The organism is Amycolatopsis sp. lyj-109 (assembly GCF_046548995.1).
Classification (GTDB): domain Bacteria; phylum Actinomycetota; class Actinomycetes; order Mycobacteriales; family Pseudonocardiaceae; genus Amycolatopsis.
The window spans coordinates 419,043-435,006 of the sequence record NZ_JAJPWR010000006.1 but is presented as its reverse complement, the minus strand read 5'-3'; the positions used below and the strand labels follow the sequence as shown (position 1 = coordinate 435,006).

Annotated in this window: 9 protein-coding genes; 4 read left to right on the top strand and 5 right to left on the bottom strand. The window is 68.4% G+C overall.

Features of this window, described 5'->3' with window-relative positions; genetic code table 11:
* The gene (gene fxsT / locus ACLJQF_RS16490) at positions 1 to 4,485 is read left to right on the top strand and encodes an FxSxx-COOH system tetratricopeptide repeat protein (RefSeq protein WP_410609577.1); all 4,485 of its coding nucleotides are present in this window, start codon (positions 1 to 3) and stop codon (positions 4,483 to 4,485) included.
* 6 nt (positions 4,486 to 4,491) lie between these two features.
* Here fxsT and ACLJQF_RS16485 read toward each other — a convergent pair whose 3' ends face one another.
* Together ACLJQF_RS16485 and ACLJQF_RS16480 are read right to left on the bottom strand one after the other, a co-directional pair.
* Complete coding sequence (locus tag ACLJQF_RS16485; RefSeq protein WP_410609576.1) at positions 4,492 to 6,300, bottom strand: aKG-HExxH-type peptide beta-hydroxylase; 1,809 nt, start codon at positions 6,298 to 6,300, stop codon at positions 4,492 to 4,494.
* 322 nt (positions 6,301 to 6,622) lie between these two features.
* Complete coding sequence (locus ACLJQF_RS16480) at positions 6,623 to 7,801, bottom strand: TetR/AcrR family transcriptional regulator (RefSeq protein WP_410609574.1); 1,179 nt, start codon at positions 7,799 to 7,801, stop codon at positions 6,623 to 6,625.
* Between the two features lie 160 nt (positions 7,802 to 7,961).
* Here ACLJQF_RS16480 and ACLJQF_RS16475 point away from each other — a divergent pair, with 160 nt between their 5' ends.
* Positions 7,962 to 9,173: an acetyl-CoA C-acetyltransferase gene (locus ACLJQF_RS16475; protein WP_410609572.1), complete on the top strand. Its 1,212-nt coding sequence runs from the start codon at positions 7,962 to 7,964 to the stop codon at positions 9,171 to 9,173.
* Between the two features lie 23 nt (positions 9,174 to 9,196).
* The gene (locus ACLJQF_RS16470) at positions 9,197 to 11,368 is read left to right on the top strand and encodes a 3-hydroxyacyl-CoA dehydrogenase NAD-binding domain-containing protein (RefSeq protein WP_410609693.1); all 2,172 of its coding nucleotides are present in this window, start codon (positions 9,197 to 9,199) and stop codon (positions 11,366 to 11,368) included.
* A 62-nt stretch (positions 11,369 to 11,430) separates the two neighbouring features.
* Here the strand turns inward: ACLJQF_RS16470 and ACLJQF_RS16465 are convergent, their stop codons facing one another.
* From ACLJQF_RS16465 to ACLJQF_RS16455, 3 genes are all read right to left on the bottom strand, one after another.
* On the bottom strand, positions 11,431 to 13,482 hold the full coding sequence (locus ACLJQF_RS16465) for an MMPL family transporter (protein WP_410609570.1): 2,052 nt from the start codon (positions 13,480 to 13,482) through the stop codon (positions 11,431 to 11,433).
* A 114-nt stretch (positions 13,483 to 13,596) separates the two neighbouring features.
* Positions 13,597 to 14,262 carry a response regulator gene (locus ACLJQF_RS16460; RefSeq protein ID WP_410609568.1) on the bottom strand — a complete coding sequence of 222 codons (666 nt, stop codon included), beginning with the start codon at positions 14,260 to 14,262 and terminating at the stop codon, positions 13,597 to 13,599.
* A gap of 7 nt (positions 14,263 to 14,269) precedes the next feature.
* A complete protein-coding gene (locus ACLJQF_RS16455) occupies positions 14,270 to 15,337 on the bottom strand; it encodes a sensor histidine kinase (protein ID WP_410609566.1) in 1,068 nt (355 codons plus the stop codon).
* Between the two features lie 92 nt (positions 15,338 to 15,429).
* On the opposite strand from ACLJQF_RS16455, the gene ACLJQF_RS16450 reads away from it, so the two are divergent.
* Positions 15,430 to 15,888, top strand: coding sequence for a DUF3761 domain-containing protein (locus ACLJQF_RS16450; RefSeq protein ID WP_410609692.1), 459 nt, complete (start codon positions 15,430 to 15,432; stop codon positions 15,886 to 15,888).
* The last annotated feature ends 76 nt before the right edge of the window (positions 15,889 to 15,964 follow it).

The window sequence follows — 15,964 nt, the reverse complement described above, 5'->3', positions numbered from 1 at the left end:
ATGGCGGGCGCCCCCGGAGGCGTTCCGGACGCCCACGATCTGACGTGGCGTGAGGTCGCCGACGCCCTCTGGTTGACCTCTGCCATTCAGGGCGCCGGGCCCGGAGGCGCAGGTCCACCTGGTCTGCCGGACAGTTCGAAGGGCCGCCAAGAACCCTACGAGCCGGCAGATGACCGGCACGGGGAACCGCTCCATCGTGAGTTGGACTGCCCGCAAACACAGGGAAGCCCGGCTCAAGCAGGGCCGGAGGCAGCGGCCCAGGAGGCGGATGAGCCGCCGGAACCCGGCCCGCGCGGGCGGCCGACGGAGCTTCCGTCGTCGACCGACGCGGATCCTTTGGTCAGGCCCCCCGTCGGGGTCGGCGCACTCCGGATCCGGACAGGTGTGTCCGGAAAACGGACGCCGCTGCCGGATGCGGCTGCCTTCGCCCGCGCGCTGCAGCCGTTCAAGCGCAAGGTGCGGTCGCGTCGTCCGCTGGACGTCGAACTGGACGAGGACCGGACAGCCGAGCGCGCGGCCGAAACCGGAAGCTGGCTGCCGGTGATGACGCCGTCGAAGGTGCGCTGGCTGGACCTCTCCATCGTTCTGGATGCGGCCCCGTCCATGTCCCTGTGGCGTCCACAGGTGAGTGCATTCGTTGCCCTTCTCAAACGGCAGGGCGGGTTTCGGTCGGTGCAGGTGCGGTTGCTCGACACTGCCAAAAGCGGATACGCGGAAGACGGAACGGTGATCGCTCCCGTGCTGCGGGGAGGTACACCGGATGCGCCGGCGCGCGGTCCGGCGGAGTTGCTCGATCCATCGGGCGAGCGCGTGGTGCTGGTCGTCACCGACGGTGTCGGTGACGCCTGGCGTCGAGACCTCGTCTCACCGCTCCTTTCCGTATGGGCCAAGACCATGCCGGTGGCGGTCGTCCACCTGCTGCCGCAACGGCTCTGGTCGCGCGGTGGGCTGGATGTGCACCGTGTGTTTCTGTCGGCCGCCGGTTCCGTCGTCGCCAACGCCAAGCTCGGCGTGCGGCTCCAGGACGCGTGGTTGGACATCGAGGGGGCGCTCGAACTGATCGCCGAGTCCACCGTCATTCCCGTGCTGGAATTCTCGCCGCGGTGGCTCGCCTGGTGGTCGGACTTGGTTGCCACGGGGACCGGCGGAGAGCGCGTCGCCAAGGGGCTTCTGGTCGGAGACCGGCCTCGTGCTGCCGACCGCGACACGGTGGTCGCTAAGCGAGAATTCGGGTCAGCGGAGGAGCGGATCCGAGTATTCCAAGCTGAAGCGTCACCTCCAGCCTACCGTCTGGCGACCCTGCTCGCGGCAATTCCGGTCACCGTCGACACCGCTCGCACACTGCAAGCCGAACTTGTCGCCAGTGCAGATTCGTCACATTTGACAGAAGTTTTCGGAAGCGGGTTGCTGGAGCGAATCGACGATGTGGCCGAATGGGACACGGCGACATGGGATTTCAGTCCCGGAATTCGGCAAATATTGTTGCGCGGAGCCCGCCGATCGGAAACGGCTTCAGCGATAATAACTGCTGCGCGGAACCACGCCCGTGAAGGCAGTGCTTTGGCGCGGCTCCGCGATGCTGTCCTGGATCCCGATGCCACCCCGGACCCCGATATCACCTCTGCCGTGGAGCGCGAGGTGGATCTCGAACGAGTTGTCATGCGTGCCCTGTCAGGTCCTTACCTGTCGCGCGCCGACCGTCTGCAGAGGGCTGACCCGGTTCAGGGCGTAGAGGGTACCGAGGCTACTGCGGGTTCGCCATCCGTCGAAAAGCGCATACCTGCTACAGAACGGCCATTGCCCGCTAGGATTCGGCTGGTGAGTGAAACCATGTCCCAGGCGTCCGATCGTACCGGTACCTCGAGCGAGTCCATCGCCCCTGTTCAGCCGGTGTCTTCGGTGCCGGACGTTCACTCGATGGTCGACGTTGCCCCCGCTATCCGCAAGGGGGTCTTGTCGAATATCGGCGCGGGCAAACGACACGAGCGCCACTCCGGCGACCAGGCACCCCCAGTGTGGGGCTCGGTGCCGCCGAAAAATCCGAACTTCACTGGAAGGCGTGAACTTCTAGACCAGTTGGGTGAACGGCTGGGGGCGGGGACCACGGCGGTGCTACCGGCCGCGTTGCACGGAATGGGCGGTATCGGCAAGACGCAGATGGCGGTCGAGTACATCTACCGGCACCTCGCTGACTACGACATCGTCTGGTGGATACAGGCGACCGAAGCGACGCAGATTCGCACCTCGCTCACCGAGCTCGCCCAGCACCTCAAGCTGCCCGGCTGCGACGAAGCGATCACCGCCATCCCGGCGGTGCGGGAGGCGCTTCGCATCGGCAAGCCGTACGCGCGCTGGCTGCTGGTCTTCGACTCCGCCGAAAGCCCGGAGGTTGTCCGTCCGTTCTTTCCCGTCAACGGGCCGGGCGAAATCCTGGTAACTTCGCGTAATCCGGACTGGGCCGGCATAGCTCGGCCACTGGAGCTCGCTGTCTTCGAGCGTGAAGAAAGCCGGGAGCTACTGCGGCTGCGCGGACCGGAGATCACCGACGAAGAAGCCGACCTGCTTTCCGACAAGCTAGGCGACCTGCCTTTGGCAATCGCACAGGCCGCCGCGTGGCACGCAGAAACCGGCATGCCAGTGCGCGAGTATATCCGGCTATTCGAAGAAAAGGTCGCAGAAATTCTCGACACTTCCGCTCCGGCGGATTATGAAGTTTCTGTTGCTGCCGCGTGGAACGTCTCTTTCGACGAATTAAAGAAACGTAATCTGTCGGCTCATCAGTTACTTCAAGTGTGCGCCTTTTTCGCTCCGGAACCAATTTCTCGCAGTTTTTTTACTGGAGTGCGCAGTATTTCAGTCGCGCCGGACTTGGACACCGCGCTGCGCGACCCGATGAAACTCGGCCGGGCGGTGCGTGACGTGAACCGGTTCGGTCTCGCCAAGATCGACCATCGCAATGACACCCTGGTGCTGCATCGGCTGGTGCAGCTCGTGCTCAGGGAACGGATGAACAGCCAGGACCGTGCCAGCCTGCGGCATGGTGCTCACGTTCTGCTGGCGAACCTGGATCCGAACGACCCGACCTCACCCAAGCAGTGGCCCCGCTATCAGGAGATCCTGCCGCACGTCTACAGCTCTGAAGTGATCGATTGCGACGACTCCTGGGTTCGGCAGCTCGTGCTGAACCTGCTGTCATTCCTTTACCAATGGGGTGACCACCAAGCCGCGCTCGAACTCGCCGAGCGGACGGTCGAGAACTGGACGCGTAAGCACGGCGAGAAGGACCCCCAGTCGCTGGAGGCTCTCGACAAGCTCGGTTTCTACTACTGGGTACTGGGTCGCTACCGCGAGGCGGCGGAGGTCAACGAGCGCGCCCTACGGCTGTGTCAGGAGGTGTACGGCGCCGACGCCGAGCAGACGCTCAACGTCGAGATGTCCGTGGCGGTCGACCTCAAGGCCAAGGGCGACTTCGCCGCTGCGAGGGATCTCAACTGGGAGACGTACACGAAGGCCAAAGCACTGTTCGGCGACGACGACCCGATCACCCTCGGCACAGCCCACGACTACGTCGTTTCCGCCCTGCTGGCCGGAGAGTACGAGACTGCGGCCGAATACGCCGAGCAAACATACCTCCGGCGGGTCGAGGTGCTCGGCTATGACAGCCCGGCCACGATCGGCACCCAGGTCCTGCTCGTCATCAGCCGTCGTGAGCTGGGCGACTATCCCTGGGCACGAGTCGAGGGTGACCGGATCGCTGAACGGGCACGCGAGCTGTTCGGCGAGGACGCAGTCGGTACATTGCGGCGCCGGCACTTCCAGTCGGTCGGCTGTCGCAAAGACGGTGACCACGACTTTGCGCTCCGGTTGTCGAAGGAAGCACTCGACCGGTTCCGGATCCGATACGGCGAAAGTCACCCGAACGCCATGGCTTGCGCGCTGGGTCACTCCATCGATCTGCGGCACGCGAAAGATCTGCCGGCGGCGCGCAAACTCGGCGAACAGGTCTTCGACCTGTATCGTGCCAGCTTGGGTGAGGAACACCCTCATACTTTGGGCGCAGCGCTCGACCTCGGTGTCACGCTTCGGCTCAGCGGCGATCCGGCCAGCGCGCTGGAACTCGACGAACGCTCGCTGGAGAAGCTGAGCAGTCAACTCGGGGTGGATCACCCTCACACGATCGTCTGTGCCATCAACGTTGCCAGCGACAAGTTCGCGCTCGGTCGGCCCGACGAAGCGCTGACGATGGACACGGAATCGCTCGAACGGTCGCGCCGAGTGCTCGGCGAAAACCACCCGACGACTTTGGCCGTCCAACTCAACCGTGCGTTGGACCTCCGCGAGCTGGGACACGAGCAGGAAGCCGAGGCACTTCACGCCGATGTGCTGACCCGCTACCGCCACGCCCTCGACAGCAATCATCCGGCGACCATTGCCGCGGCCCGGGGTGTTCGCGCGGACTGCGACATCGACCCGTCGCCCCTGTGATTCTTGTCAATGAGTGAACCGACCGATCCAACCGGCGAGCGCTTCCGGGGAAGAGGCGTCTCCGGGTTCGCAGTGCAAACTGCGGTGCACGGCCCGGACCAGCTCCGGGTGGTGCAGCAGGGCCCGGCCGGTTGCGCTGGCCTCCTGCTGGGTGAGCGCCAAACCCAGCCCGACCAGGGCGGACGGGTTGTCGGGGTCGGCACTCAGCTCCCGCCGGTACCCGGTGGCCGCCGCGTCAATGCGCCCGGCGACGAGGTCATAGTCGGCCCGGGTGGCCCCGGGAACAGATGGCCAGTCGGCGTCGAGGCGAGCCTCTCCGTTGATGCCGAGCGCAACGCGGATCAGGTCGACTCGCGCGTCCGGCCAGCTTCCATCCGGGACCGGGGTCGGCATGCCTGGCCCGGGTGCTCGCCACGGACTGGGCCGGGTGACTCCGGCACGCCAGGCGGTCACCAGCTCGGAAACCGCCTGCCGATCGGCGCGCAGGTGTCGCATCCGCCATCCGGCGTAGTGGTCCGCGGCGACGAGTGCGGCCCACGCCGCCGCGTTGCGATCGACCGGCTCGCTCTGCCATGAACCCAGCCGCTCCGCCACGCCGTTCAGCAGTCGCCGTCCGGCGGGGGTCAGCGCCGGGTCATGTCGCACTTCCTGCAGCGTGCGCCAGGTCTGGCTGCGCCACAACGCGAGTTCGAATGTGGCCAGCCGATCCTCCGGAGTGGCCTTCGCCTTGGCGCGCCAGAACAACGTCACGCCGAAGAACGCGAAGATTCCGTGGATGACGCCGGCGATCGGCCGAGGGTCATCGCGCCACGGGACGTAGATGCGCTGCCGCCGATCGTCTTCGCTGAGCCGAGTCAGATGCTGGATACCACCCAGTCGGATGTGCTGGAATTCGTGCACCAGCGCGGCCGCCAGCTCCGCCGGCTCGCCCGGGTGTGCGATGATCGCGCTGCCGAATGCCTCGCCGGTCGACGCACTGGGCAGCCGGAAGGGGACTGCAGGGGCCGGGACGATCGAGTCGAGGCCTTCAGCCATCGCCTCGGCGACATCCGGGATGTGGGCGACGAGCAGTTGCCATGCGCCGTCGAGCGCGGACCGCCATGATTCGACTTCGGTCGCTTCCAAGCGTCGCGGCGGAATAGGGTGGTAGAGGCCGCGGTAGTGGTCGACATCGTCGAGCCGAACCAGAAACCGGCGCTCGCCCGCCCACACGGCGGCTTGGCGGAGACCCGACCAGCCCGGTACATCAACCGACCGGTCGGCGGGCAATCGGACCTTCGAGTGGTCGTTCTCGACGACGATCTTCTCACCATCACCGCGGACGGTCGCGGTGGTGAACGGTTCGTCAGTGGACAAGTGAGCGGCACCCAGCGTCGGGAGGGAGACGCTCCCCTGCCAGACTGGCACGGCTGTCTCGAAGACGAGCTCGGCTCGGATCGCCGCCGCTGCGGCGATGCAGTGGATATGTCCGATGTGGACCCACAGCGGGCACCTTCCACTCACCTGCTGGTGCAATAGGCGGGTCGTGTATCCGGCCCAGCTGCCGGTGTACGGGTGTGTGAGCAGGGTTTCGACGGCCTCCGGGGCGTAGTGTTCCACTCGAGCCAGCAATTCCCACGCCGATTCCGTCGAGGGCAGAGGGCCGAACGAGTCGCCTCGTTTCGTTGTTTCGTCGACGAGCCCGCGCAGAAGGAGTAATCGACGGCTCCGTTCGGCGGCTCGCAGTTTTCGGATCGGTTCCGGACCGCCCGAAGCGTGGGCGATGCTGTCGAACGCGGCCCAGGGCAGGTGGTGAAGCTTCAAATCCGGATCCACATCGATCTCCCAGCGCGGTTGCCGTCAATCGACTCGCTCGGCGCCGCCGCCTTTTTGACTCTCGCTGGCGGTGACTTGGATGTGTCCGACCCCTTGTACCGCGTGCCGGATCGACTCACGGAGCAGCCTGCTTTCCAGGGTGCGGAGCCTGGACAACGGTACGCCACTGAGATCCAGGAGACCGGATTCGATTCCCGCTTCCCTGCCGGAGCGCGGTTGCTGCGTCACGATTTCCCCTCTCGCAGGGAGAACGGACCCCGTCGGCCCGGTTCATTGTCCCGCATTTCGAGCGGTTGCGACAGGGATGGAGGCTGTGCGCCGATCAGTCTACGCCGAGGACTGTCTGCAGCAACGTCGACAGCTCGGCTTCGAAGTTCGGCCGGGCCGCCACCCGGCGCGTCCGAGCGAGGTCGTTGGCGATCGTCAACGCCGCGTGGACCATGATTTTCGCTTCCCGTACCGGCAACTCGGGGCGCACCGCCGACAGCAACGTCACCCACTGGGCCACGTAGTCCCGCTGGACTCGTAGCAGGTCCACCTTGTCCCGGTCCGGCATCGTCACCCGGTCCGCCGAGAACGAAACCAGCAGCTCCGGCGTGTGCAAGATCGTGTGCACGTACGACGCCGCCAGGCGACGCAGTGCCGAGCGCTCGTCCGACGTCTGCAGGGCGAGCTCGGCGGCCAGGGCCAAGCGGTCGGCGGCCCGGTGGCCAATGGCCACCATCAAAGCCGCCTTGCTCGGGAAGTGGCGGTAGACGCTGGGTCCAGCGATGCCCGCCGCCGCTCCGATGTCCTCCATGCTCACGTCGTGGAAGCCGCGCTGGGCGAACAGGGCCGTTGCCTCCGCCAGGACCTGCTCGCGGCGGGACGGCTTGCCCAGGCTCAACGTCGCCGTAGGAGGGGGAGAAGACGGCGTGGGCAGTGTGGCGTTCAGCACATTGAGGGCCAGCTCGACCAGCAACTGGGCGAAGCGGCGGCGGGCCACCGACGTGTGGTGGACCGACACGCTGCCGAACACCGACAGTGCCGCCCAGCAGAGGAGTTCGGCGTCTTCCGCGGGTAACTCCGGGCGCCGGGCCTGCAGCGCTTTCGACCAGGCCGCCAGTGCCAGGGCCGACCGGCGGGCGATCTCGCGCTGGTCCTCCTTCGGGAGGTGGCGGCCTTCCCAGCGCCACAACGCCGCGATTTCGCGTCGCTCGACCGCCTGGGTGGCGAGCCGGCCGAGGAGGGATTCCAGCTGGTCAGACGGGGAAACCGAGTCCGACAGGGCCTCGGAAGTCGTCGCCTCCATGTCCTCGAAGCCGCTCAGGACCACGTACGCCAGGATCGCCTGCTTGTCCGCGAAGTGCCGATACAACGCCGGCCCCGTGACGCCCGCCGCGTCCGCTATGTCCTTGATCGACACCCCCGGGAAGCCGCGGGCGCGGAACAGCTCCGCCGCCACCGCGGCCAGCTGGGCCTTGCGGTCGCGGGGGCGTGCACTGCGGACAGAGTCGGTCATGGTGAGTGAACGATAGCGGCTCATGGCACACCTGCAACCCATTGACACCATGGGGTTATCCGGCGATATGTTAATGGTCATTAGCCCTACTGACCGGTACAGTCGGCTGTGACACGGCCAGGTACAACGACGTTCCGACACGCTCGCGAGGAGTAGTTCAGTGAGTAGCGAGGCCTACATCTACGAGGCGATCCGCACGCCTCGCGGCAAGAACAAGGGCGGTGCCCTGCACGGCACCAAGCCGGTCGACCTGGTGGTCGGCCTGATCAACGAACTGAAGGTCCGCCACCCGAACCTCGACCCCGCCGTGATCGACGACATCGTCCTCGGCGTCGTCTCGCCGGTCGGCGAGCAGGGTGCCGTCATCGCGCGCACCGCCGCGCTGAACGCGGGCCTGCCGGACACCGTTGCCGGCGTTCAGCTCAACCGCTTCTGCGCCTCCGGCCTGGAGGCCACCAACACCGCCGCGCAGAAGGTGCGTTCCGGCTGGGACAACCTGGTCATCGCCGGTGGCGTCGAGTCGATGTCGCGGGTGCCGATGGGCTCGGACGGCGGCGCGCTGTTCATGGACCCGGCCACCGCCTACGACAACTACATCGTGCCGCAGGGCACCGGTGCCGACCTGATCGCCACCATCGAGGGCTTCTCCCGTGAGGACGTCGACCGCTGGGCCGTCCGCTCGCAGGACCGCGCCGAGGCTGCCTGGTCCGGCGGCTACTTCGCCAAGTCCGTCGTGCCGGTCAAGGACATCAACGGCGTCACCGTCCTGGACCACGACGAGCACCGCCGCCCCGGCTCCACCGTCGAGGGCCTCGGCAAGCTCAAGCCCGCCTTCGCCGGCATCGGCGAGCTGGGCGGCTTCGACGCCGTCGCGCTGCAGAAGTACCACTCGGTCGAGCGCATCAACCACGTCCACACCGGCGGCAACTCCTCCGGCATCGTCGACGGCGCCGCGCTGGTGCTCGTCGGCTCCGAGCAGATCGGCAAGACCTTCGGGCTGACCCCGCGCGCCCGGATCGTGGCGACCGCGTCGATCGGCTCCGAGCCGACGATCATGCTCACCGGTCCCACGCCGGCCACCGAAAAGGTGCTGAAGACCGCGGGCCTCAAGCCCGAGGACATCGACCTGTGGGAGCTCAACGAGGCGTTCGCGTCCGTCGTGCTCAAGTGGATCAAGGACCTGCACCTCGACGAGGACAAGGTCAACGTCAACGGCGGCGCGATCGCCATGGGTCACCCGCTCGGCGCCACCGGCGCGATGCTGGTCGGCACCGTGGTCGACGAGCTGGAACGCCGCCAGGCGCGTCGCGCCCTGGTGACCCTGTGCATCGGCGGCGGCATGGGCGTCGCGACCATCATCGAGCGGGTGTGAGGACTCCTGTGTCTAACGAAAGCGTGCCCGAGAGCAAGACCATCCGCTGGGAGCAGGACGCCGACGGCATCGTCACCCTGACCCTGGATGACCCGAACCAGTCGGCGAACACGATGAACGCGGGCTTCCGCGAGTCGCTCGGCGTCACGGTCGACCGGCTGGAGGCCGAGAAGGACTCCATCACCGGCGTCGTCATCACGTCCGCCAAGAAGACGTTCTTCGCCGGCGGCGACCTGAACGACCTCATCCAGGCCAAGCCCGAGCACGCGGCCGAGCTGACCGAGGGCAGCGGCGCGATGAAGGGGCAGATGCGCCGCATCGAGCAGCTCGGCAAGCCGGTCGTCGCGGCGATCAACGGCGCCGCGCTCGGCGGTGGCCTGGAAATCGCGCTGGCGACGCACCACCGCATCGCCGCCGACGTCAAGGGCAGCCAGATCGGCCTGCCCGAGGTGACGCTGGGTCTGCTGCCCGGCGGCGGTGGCGTCGTGCGCACCGTGCGCCTGCTCGGCATCCAGAGCGCGCTGCTGAACGTCCTGCTCCAGGGCCAGCGGCACCGCCCGGCCAAGGCGCTCGAGCTCGGCCTGGTGCACGAGCTCGTCGGCTCGGTCGAGGAGCTCGTCCCCGCCGCGAAGGCGTGGATCAAGGCCAACCCTGAAGGCGGCGTGCAGCCGTGGGACGTCAAGGGCTACAAGATCCCCGGCGGCACCCCGTCGAACCCGAGCTTCGCGGCCAACCTCCCGGCGTTCCCGGCGAACCTGCGCAAGCAGATCAAGGGCGCGAACATGCCGGCGCCGCGGGCGATCCTGGCCGCCGCGATCGAGGGCGCGCAGGTCGACGTCGACACCGCACTGCAGATCGAGACGCGCTACTTCATCCACCTCGCCACCGGCCAGGTCTCGAAGAACATGACGAAGGCGTTCTTCTTCGACCTGCAGACCATCAACTCCGGCGGCTCGCGGCCGGACGGCTTCGAGAAGTACACCGCCAAGAAGGTCGGCGTGCTCGGTGCCGGGATGATGGGCGCCGCGATCGCGTACGTCTCGGCGAAGGCCGGCATCGACGTCGTCCTCAAGGACGTCTCGCTCGAGGCGGCCGAGAAGGGCAAGGGCTACGCGGCCAAGCTCGAGGAGAAGGCCCTCTCGCGCGGCAAGACCACGCAGGAGAAGTCGGACGCGCTGCTGGCGAAGATCAAGCCGACCGGTGACCCGGCCGACTTCGCGGGCGTCGACTTCGTCATCGAGGCCGTTTTCGAGAGCGTCGAGCTGAAGCACAAGGTGTTCGGCGAGATCGAAAGCGTCGTCAACGCCGACGCGGTGCTGGGTTCGAACACCTCGACGCTGCCGATCACCACGCTCGCCGAGGGCGTGCAGCGGACCGAGGACTTCATCGGGATCCACTTCTTCTCGCCGGTCGACAAGATGCCGCTGGTCGAGATCATCTGCGGCGAGAAGACGTCCCCGGCGACGCTGGCGAAGGTCTTCGACTACACGCTGCAGATCAAGAAGACCCCGATCGTCGTCAACGACAGCCGCGGTTTCTTCACCTCGCGCGTCATCGGCACCTTCATCAACGAGGCCGTCGCCGCGCTGGGCGAGGGTGTCGAGCCGGCGTCGATCGAGCAGGCGGGTGCGCAGGCGGGCTACCCGGCGCCGCCGCTGCAGCTGATGGACGAGCTGACGCTGACCCTGCCGCGCAAGATCCGCAAGGAGACCCGCGAGGCGATCGAGGCCGCGGGCGGCACGTGGAAGGCGCACGCGTCGGAGACCGTGATCGACCGTATGGTCGAGGAGTTCGACCGCAAGGGCCGCTCGACGGGCGCCGGCTTCTACGAGTACGACTCGGAGGGGAAGCGCGCCGGGCTGTGGCCGGGCCTGCGTGACGCGTTCAAGTCCGGCACGGCCGAGGTGCCGTTCGAGGACCTCAAGGAGCGGATGCTCTTCGCCGAGGCGCTCGAGACGGTGAAGTGCTTCGACGAGGGCGTGCTGACGTCGGTGGCCGACGCCAACATCGGCTCGATCTTCGGCATCGGCTTCCCGGCGTGGACCGGTGGCGTCATCCAGTACATCAACCAGTACGAGGGTGGCCTGCAGGGCTTCGTCGACCGTTCCCGGGAGCTGGCCGCCCGCTACGGCGACCACTTCGAGCCGCCGGCTTCGCTGGTGGAGAAGGCCGCCAAGGGCGAGATCTACGAGTAGGCCGCAAGTTCGTGAAGGCCACCTTGAGGAACTTCAAGTTCCTGAAGGTGGCCTTCACGGCTTTACGACGCGGGTTCCAGCGCGAGGTGCGGGAGACGGCGGTCCAGCCACCGCGGCAGCCACCAGGCGCGGGCCCCGAGCAAGCGCATGATCGCCGGGACGACCAGGCAGCGGATCACCAGCGCGTCCAGCAGCACCGCGACCGCCAGGCCGAGGCCGAACTGGGCCAGCATCCGGGACGGGTCCAGCAGGAACGCGCCGAACACCAGCACCATGATCGCGCCCGCCGCGGTGATCACCGCGCCCGTCGAGGCGAGTCCTTCGCGCACCGCCAGCTGTGCGTCGCCGGTGCGGCGCCACTCCTCGTGCATCCGCGACACCAGGAACACCTCGTAGTCCATCGACAGCCCGAAGACGATCGCGAAGATCATCACCGGCACGAACGCCTCGATCGGGCCCGGCTGCGCGCCGAACCAGCCGTCGCCGAACACCAGCGTCATGACGCCGAGGGAGGCGCCGATGCTCAGCAGGTTCAGCAGCGCCGCCTTGAGCGGGATCAGGATCGACCGGAACACGACCATGAGCAGCAACGCCGACAGCCCGACGACGACCAGCACGAACAGCGGCAGCCGGTCCGCGACGGCGTCCGCGAAGTCCGTCGCGGCCGCGACCGAGCCGCCGACGAGGTAGTGGCCCGGCAGCGTCGGCAGGACGTCGGTTCGCAGCCGCGTCACCAGCTCGGCCGTCGCTTCGTCCTGCGGTGACGTCGTGGGGAACGCCAGGACGGTCTTGCCCATCGGCGGCAGGACCTGGGCGATGCCCGGGGTGGAGCTGAGTTTCCGCTGCAGCGCGTCGGTGTCGCCGTCCTCGGTGACGATCGCGAGCGGGCCGGTGAAGCCCGGGCCGAAGCCCTCGGCCAGCAGGTCGTAGGCCTGGCGCGTGGTGGAGCCGGTCGGGTCGGTGCTCGCGTCGGCGAACCCGAGGCGCATGCCGGCGGCTGGAATGGACAGTCCGATGAGGACGATCAGGCCGATGGCCAGCGGCGCCAGCGGACGGCGTTGGACGCCGTCGGCGAGCCGGCGCCACGCCTTGCCGTGTTCCCGCCGAAGAGCGTGCCGGCGGATGCCGCGTTCGAGCCGCTTGCCGAACAGCGACAGCAGCGCGGGCAGGAGCGTGACGGACGCGACCATCGTCATCAGGACGGTGAGCGCGACGGCCAGCGCCACCCCGCGCAACCCGCCGAGCCCGAGCGCGAGGAGGCCGAGCAGCGCGATGATCACGGTCGTCCCGGCGAACAGCACCGAGCGCCCGGCGGTGTCGAGGGCGCGGCGGGCGGCCGCGTCACGGTCGTGGCCGGCGAGGATTTCGGTGCGATAGCGGGAAAAGATCAGCAAGGCGTAGTCGACGCCGACGCCGAACCCGACCAGCATCATCAGCGGCGCGGTGTAGCTCGCGATGTCGACGAAGTGCGAGACGACCGTGATCACGCCCAGCGTGCTGCCGACGGCGAACACCGCGGTGATGACCGGCAGCCCGGCCGCGAGCAGCGAACGGAACAGGAAGACGAGGATGACCAGCGCGGCGAGCAGGCCGACCCCCTCCGCGGGACCACCGCTCTCGGAGATCCGCTCGATCGGGTCCCCGGCGAGCGCGATCTCGACGGGCCCGGCCCGCTTCGCGGTGTCGGCGAACTTCACGATGTCGTCGTAGGGGAGATCGGTCGAGGCCGCGTCGAAGGTGACGGTGGCGTAGCCGATCCGCCCGTCGGGCGAGAGCGTCGGCTCGGTCACCGACCGCACGTGCGGCAGGGACCGGACTTCGCCGAGCATGGTGTCGATCGGCGCGCGGTTCGCGGCGAGCCCCCCGTCGGCCTTCAGCACGATCTGCGCGCCGGCGCCGGATTGGGCGGTGTCGTGCAGCAGGTCCACGACCTGCTGGGATTCGGTGCCGGGCAACGAGTTGTCGTCGTGGAAGGCGCTGCCGGCCAGCTGCGAGGTGAACGTGACGCCGATGAGGACCAGTGCCCAGAGCGCGACGGCGAGCCACCGGTGGCGCTGCGCCCAGCCGGCCGGCCGCGCCAGGCCGCCGCCGGTGGTACGAGTGATGGTGTCCATGGTGGACAAGGATTCGCGAGAAGGGCCCTACCGCGCGTCGCGCAGCGGAGGACACTTCGCGTGCTCCCGGCGGTGTCCCCTAAGGCTCGTCCCGTACACCCGGGGGAGTACGGGTCAGGGAGCCAGCCACCTCGGCGTCACCGCGCCGGATTCGTAGGCGAGGACGACGAGCTGCGCCCGGTCGTGCGTGCCGGTCTTGGTCATGATGCGGCTGACGTGCGTTTTCGCCGTCGCCGGGCTGAGCGTGAGCTCGCGGGCGATCTCGTCGTTCGACAGCCCGGCCGCGACCAGGGACAGCACTTCGCGCTCGCGGTCGGTGAGCCGGTCGAGCGCCGGGGACGGCGCCGGGCGGGTGCCGCGCGCGGCGAACTCCGCGATCAGCCGCCGGGTGATCGACGGCGCCAGCAGCGCGTCGCCGCGGGCGACCACGCGCACCGCGTGGATCAGCTCCTCGGGCTCGGTGTCCTTGACCAGGAACCCGCTCGCGCCCGCCCGCAGCGCGCCGTAGACGTCCTCGTCGAGGTCGAACGTCGTGAGGATGACGACCTTGGTCTGCACGTTCGGGTCGTCGAGGAGGTGCCTCGTCGCGGCAAGGCCGTCGAGCACCGGCATCCGGATGTCCATCAGCACGACGTCGGGGTGGTGGTCGTGCGCGGCCTGCAGCGCCTCGCGCCCGTCCGCGGCCTCGGCCACGACGGAGATGTCGGCCTCGCCGTCCAAAATGGACCGGAAGCCGGCGCGGACGAGCCGCTGGTCGTCGACGAGCAGGACCCGGATCATCGGCCCATCATCGCACCGGCAGCCGGGCACGCACGCGGTAACCGCCGTCTTCACGCGGCGCCGCGGTGAGCTCGCCGCCGAGGGCCCGCGCGCGTTCGGCCATCCCGCGGATGCCGTTGCCCGGCGGGGCCGCACCGCCGCGTCCGTCGTCTTCGACCGCCACGGTCAGGTCGTCGGCGCCGTAGCCGAGCCGGACGACGACGGTCTTCGCGCCGGCGTGTTTGGCGACGTTCGTCAGCGCCTCCTGCACCACCCGGAACGCGGCGTGCTCGACGTCCGGCGGCAGGTCCCGGGCGACGCCGTCGATCTCGGTGCGCACGGTCAGCCCGGAGGCGCCGACCGATTCGGCCAGCTCCGCGAGCCTCGACAACGACGGCAGCCCGGTCTGGCGGAGCATGCCGAGCGTCGCGCGCAACTCCTGGAGTGCGGTCTTGCTGGCGTCCTTGATGGCCCCGAGCGCTTCCTCGGCCTGCCCGGGGTCACGCCGGTGCAGCGCCGCGCCGGCCTGGACGTTGATCAGCGCGAGGTGGTGGCCGAGGGCGTCGTGCAGCTCGCGGGCGATGCGCAGGCGTTCGTCGGTGGCGCGCGCCCGGGCCTCGGCCTCCTTGGTGCGCTCGGCCTCGGTGCGGTAGTGCGCGACGGCACCGCCGGCGACCAGGGCGACGAACCAGCCGGTCATCAGGAAGAAGGCGAAGTTGTCGACGTGCCGCCCGGTCCGCGAGCTGATCTCCCCGGCGGTGACCCCGGCCATCGCGGCGACGACGAGCAGCGCGGCCCCACGGATCCGCCCGGCCGCGGCGGCGTTGTAGAGCGCATAGGCGAAGGCGAGCAGGACGAGGCCGTCCGGGTCGGTGAGGGGGTAGTAGAGCGCGCAGCAGACGAGGGTGAGCGCGGCGACGGTCAGGGGGTAGCGGCGCCGGAAGAAGAGGGCGGCGCAGGCGAGGACGGTGAGCACCCAGCCGACGGCGGCGTGGTGCCCGGGCTTGGCACCGTCGTTGAGCACGGCGAAGAGCGAGCCGACGAGCACCGCGACGACGACCGCCAGCTCCACGGCGAACCGGCGCAACCAGGACATGCGGAGAGTTTAGGAGAACCGGCGTAACAAGCGGGCGCGTCCGATCGACTCCTGCGGCATTACTTCGTGGTGCTAAGGGAGGCGTCGTGCGGATCAAGCTCGGTGCGGTGCTGGTCGCGGGTGTGCTGGTCGCGGGTTGTGGGGTCGGCTCGGTGCCGCCCAAGGATTCGGGCAACCTCGGCGTTCTCGCGCCCACTTCTTCGACGTATTCGCCGCCCACCTACTCGACCCCGGCGGATTCGACGCCGACCGCGACTTCGACTCCTGTCCAGGTGACCTCCGAAGCGCCGCCGGTGGTCGCCGCGACCCCCGCGCCCCCGAAAACGACCGCGCCGAAGCCCAAGGCCGCGCCGAAGACCACCACCCAGGCCGCGCCGGCGCCCACCGGCTGCGGCGCGGACTACTACCGGAATTCCGATGGCAACTGCGTCCACCGGCCCAGTGACAACCCCTCCGGCGCGACGGCCCTGTGCAAGGACGGCACGTACAGCTACAGCCAGCACCGCTCGGGTACCTGCTCCGGCCACGGAGGGGTCCGCACCTGGCTGTGACGAACCTGCCACTCGTACGGAAACCCGTCACCCCGTAGGTACAGTGCATGAAGTTGCATGACGCGTACTAAGTACA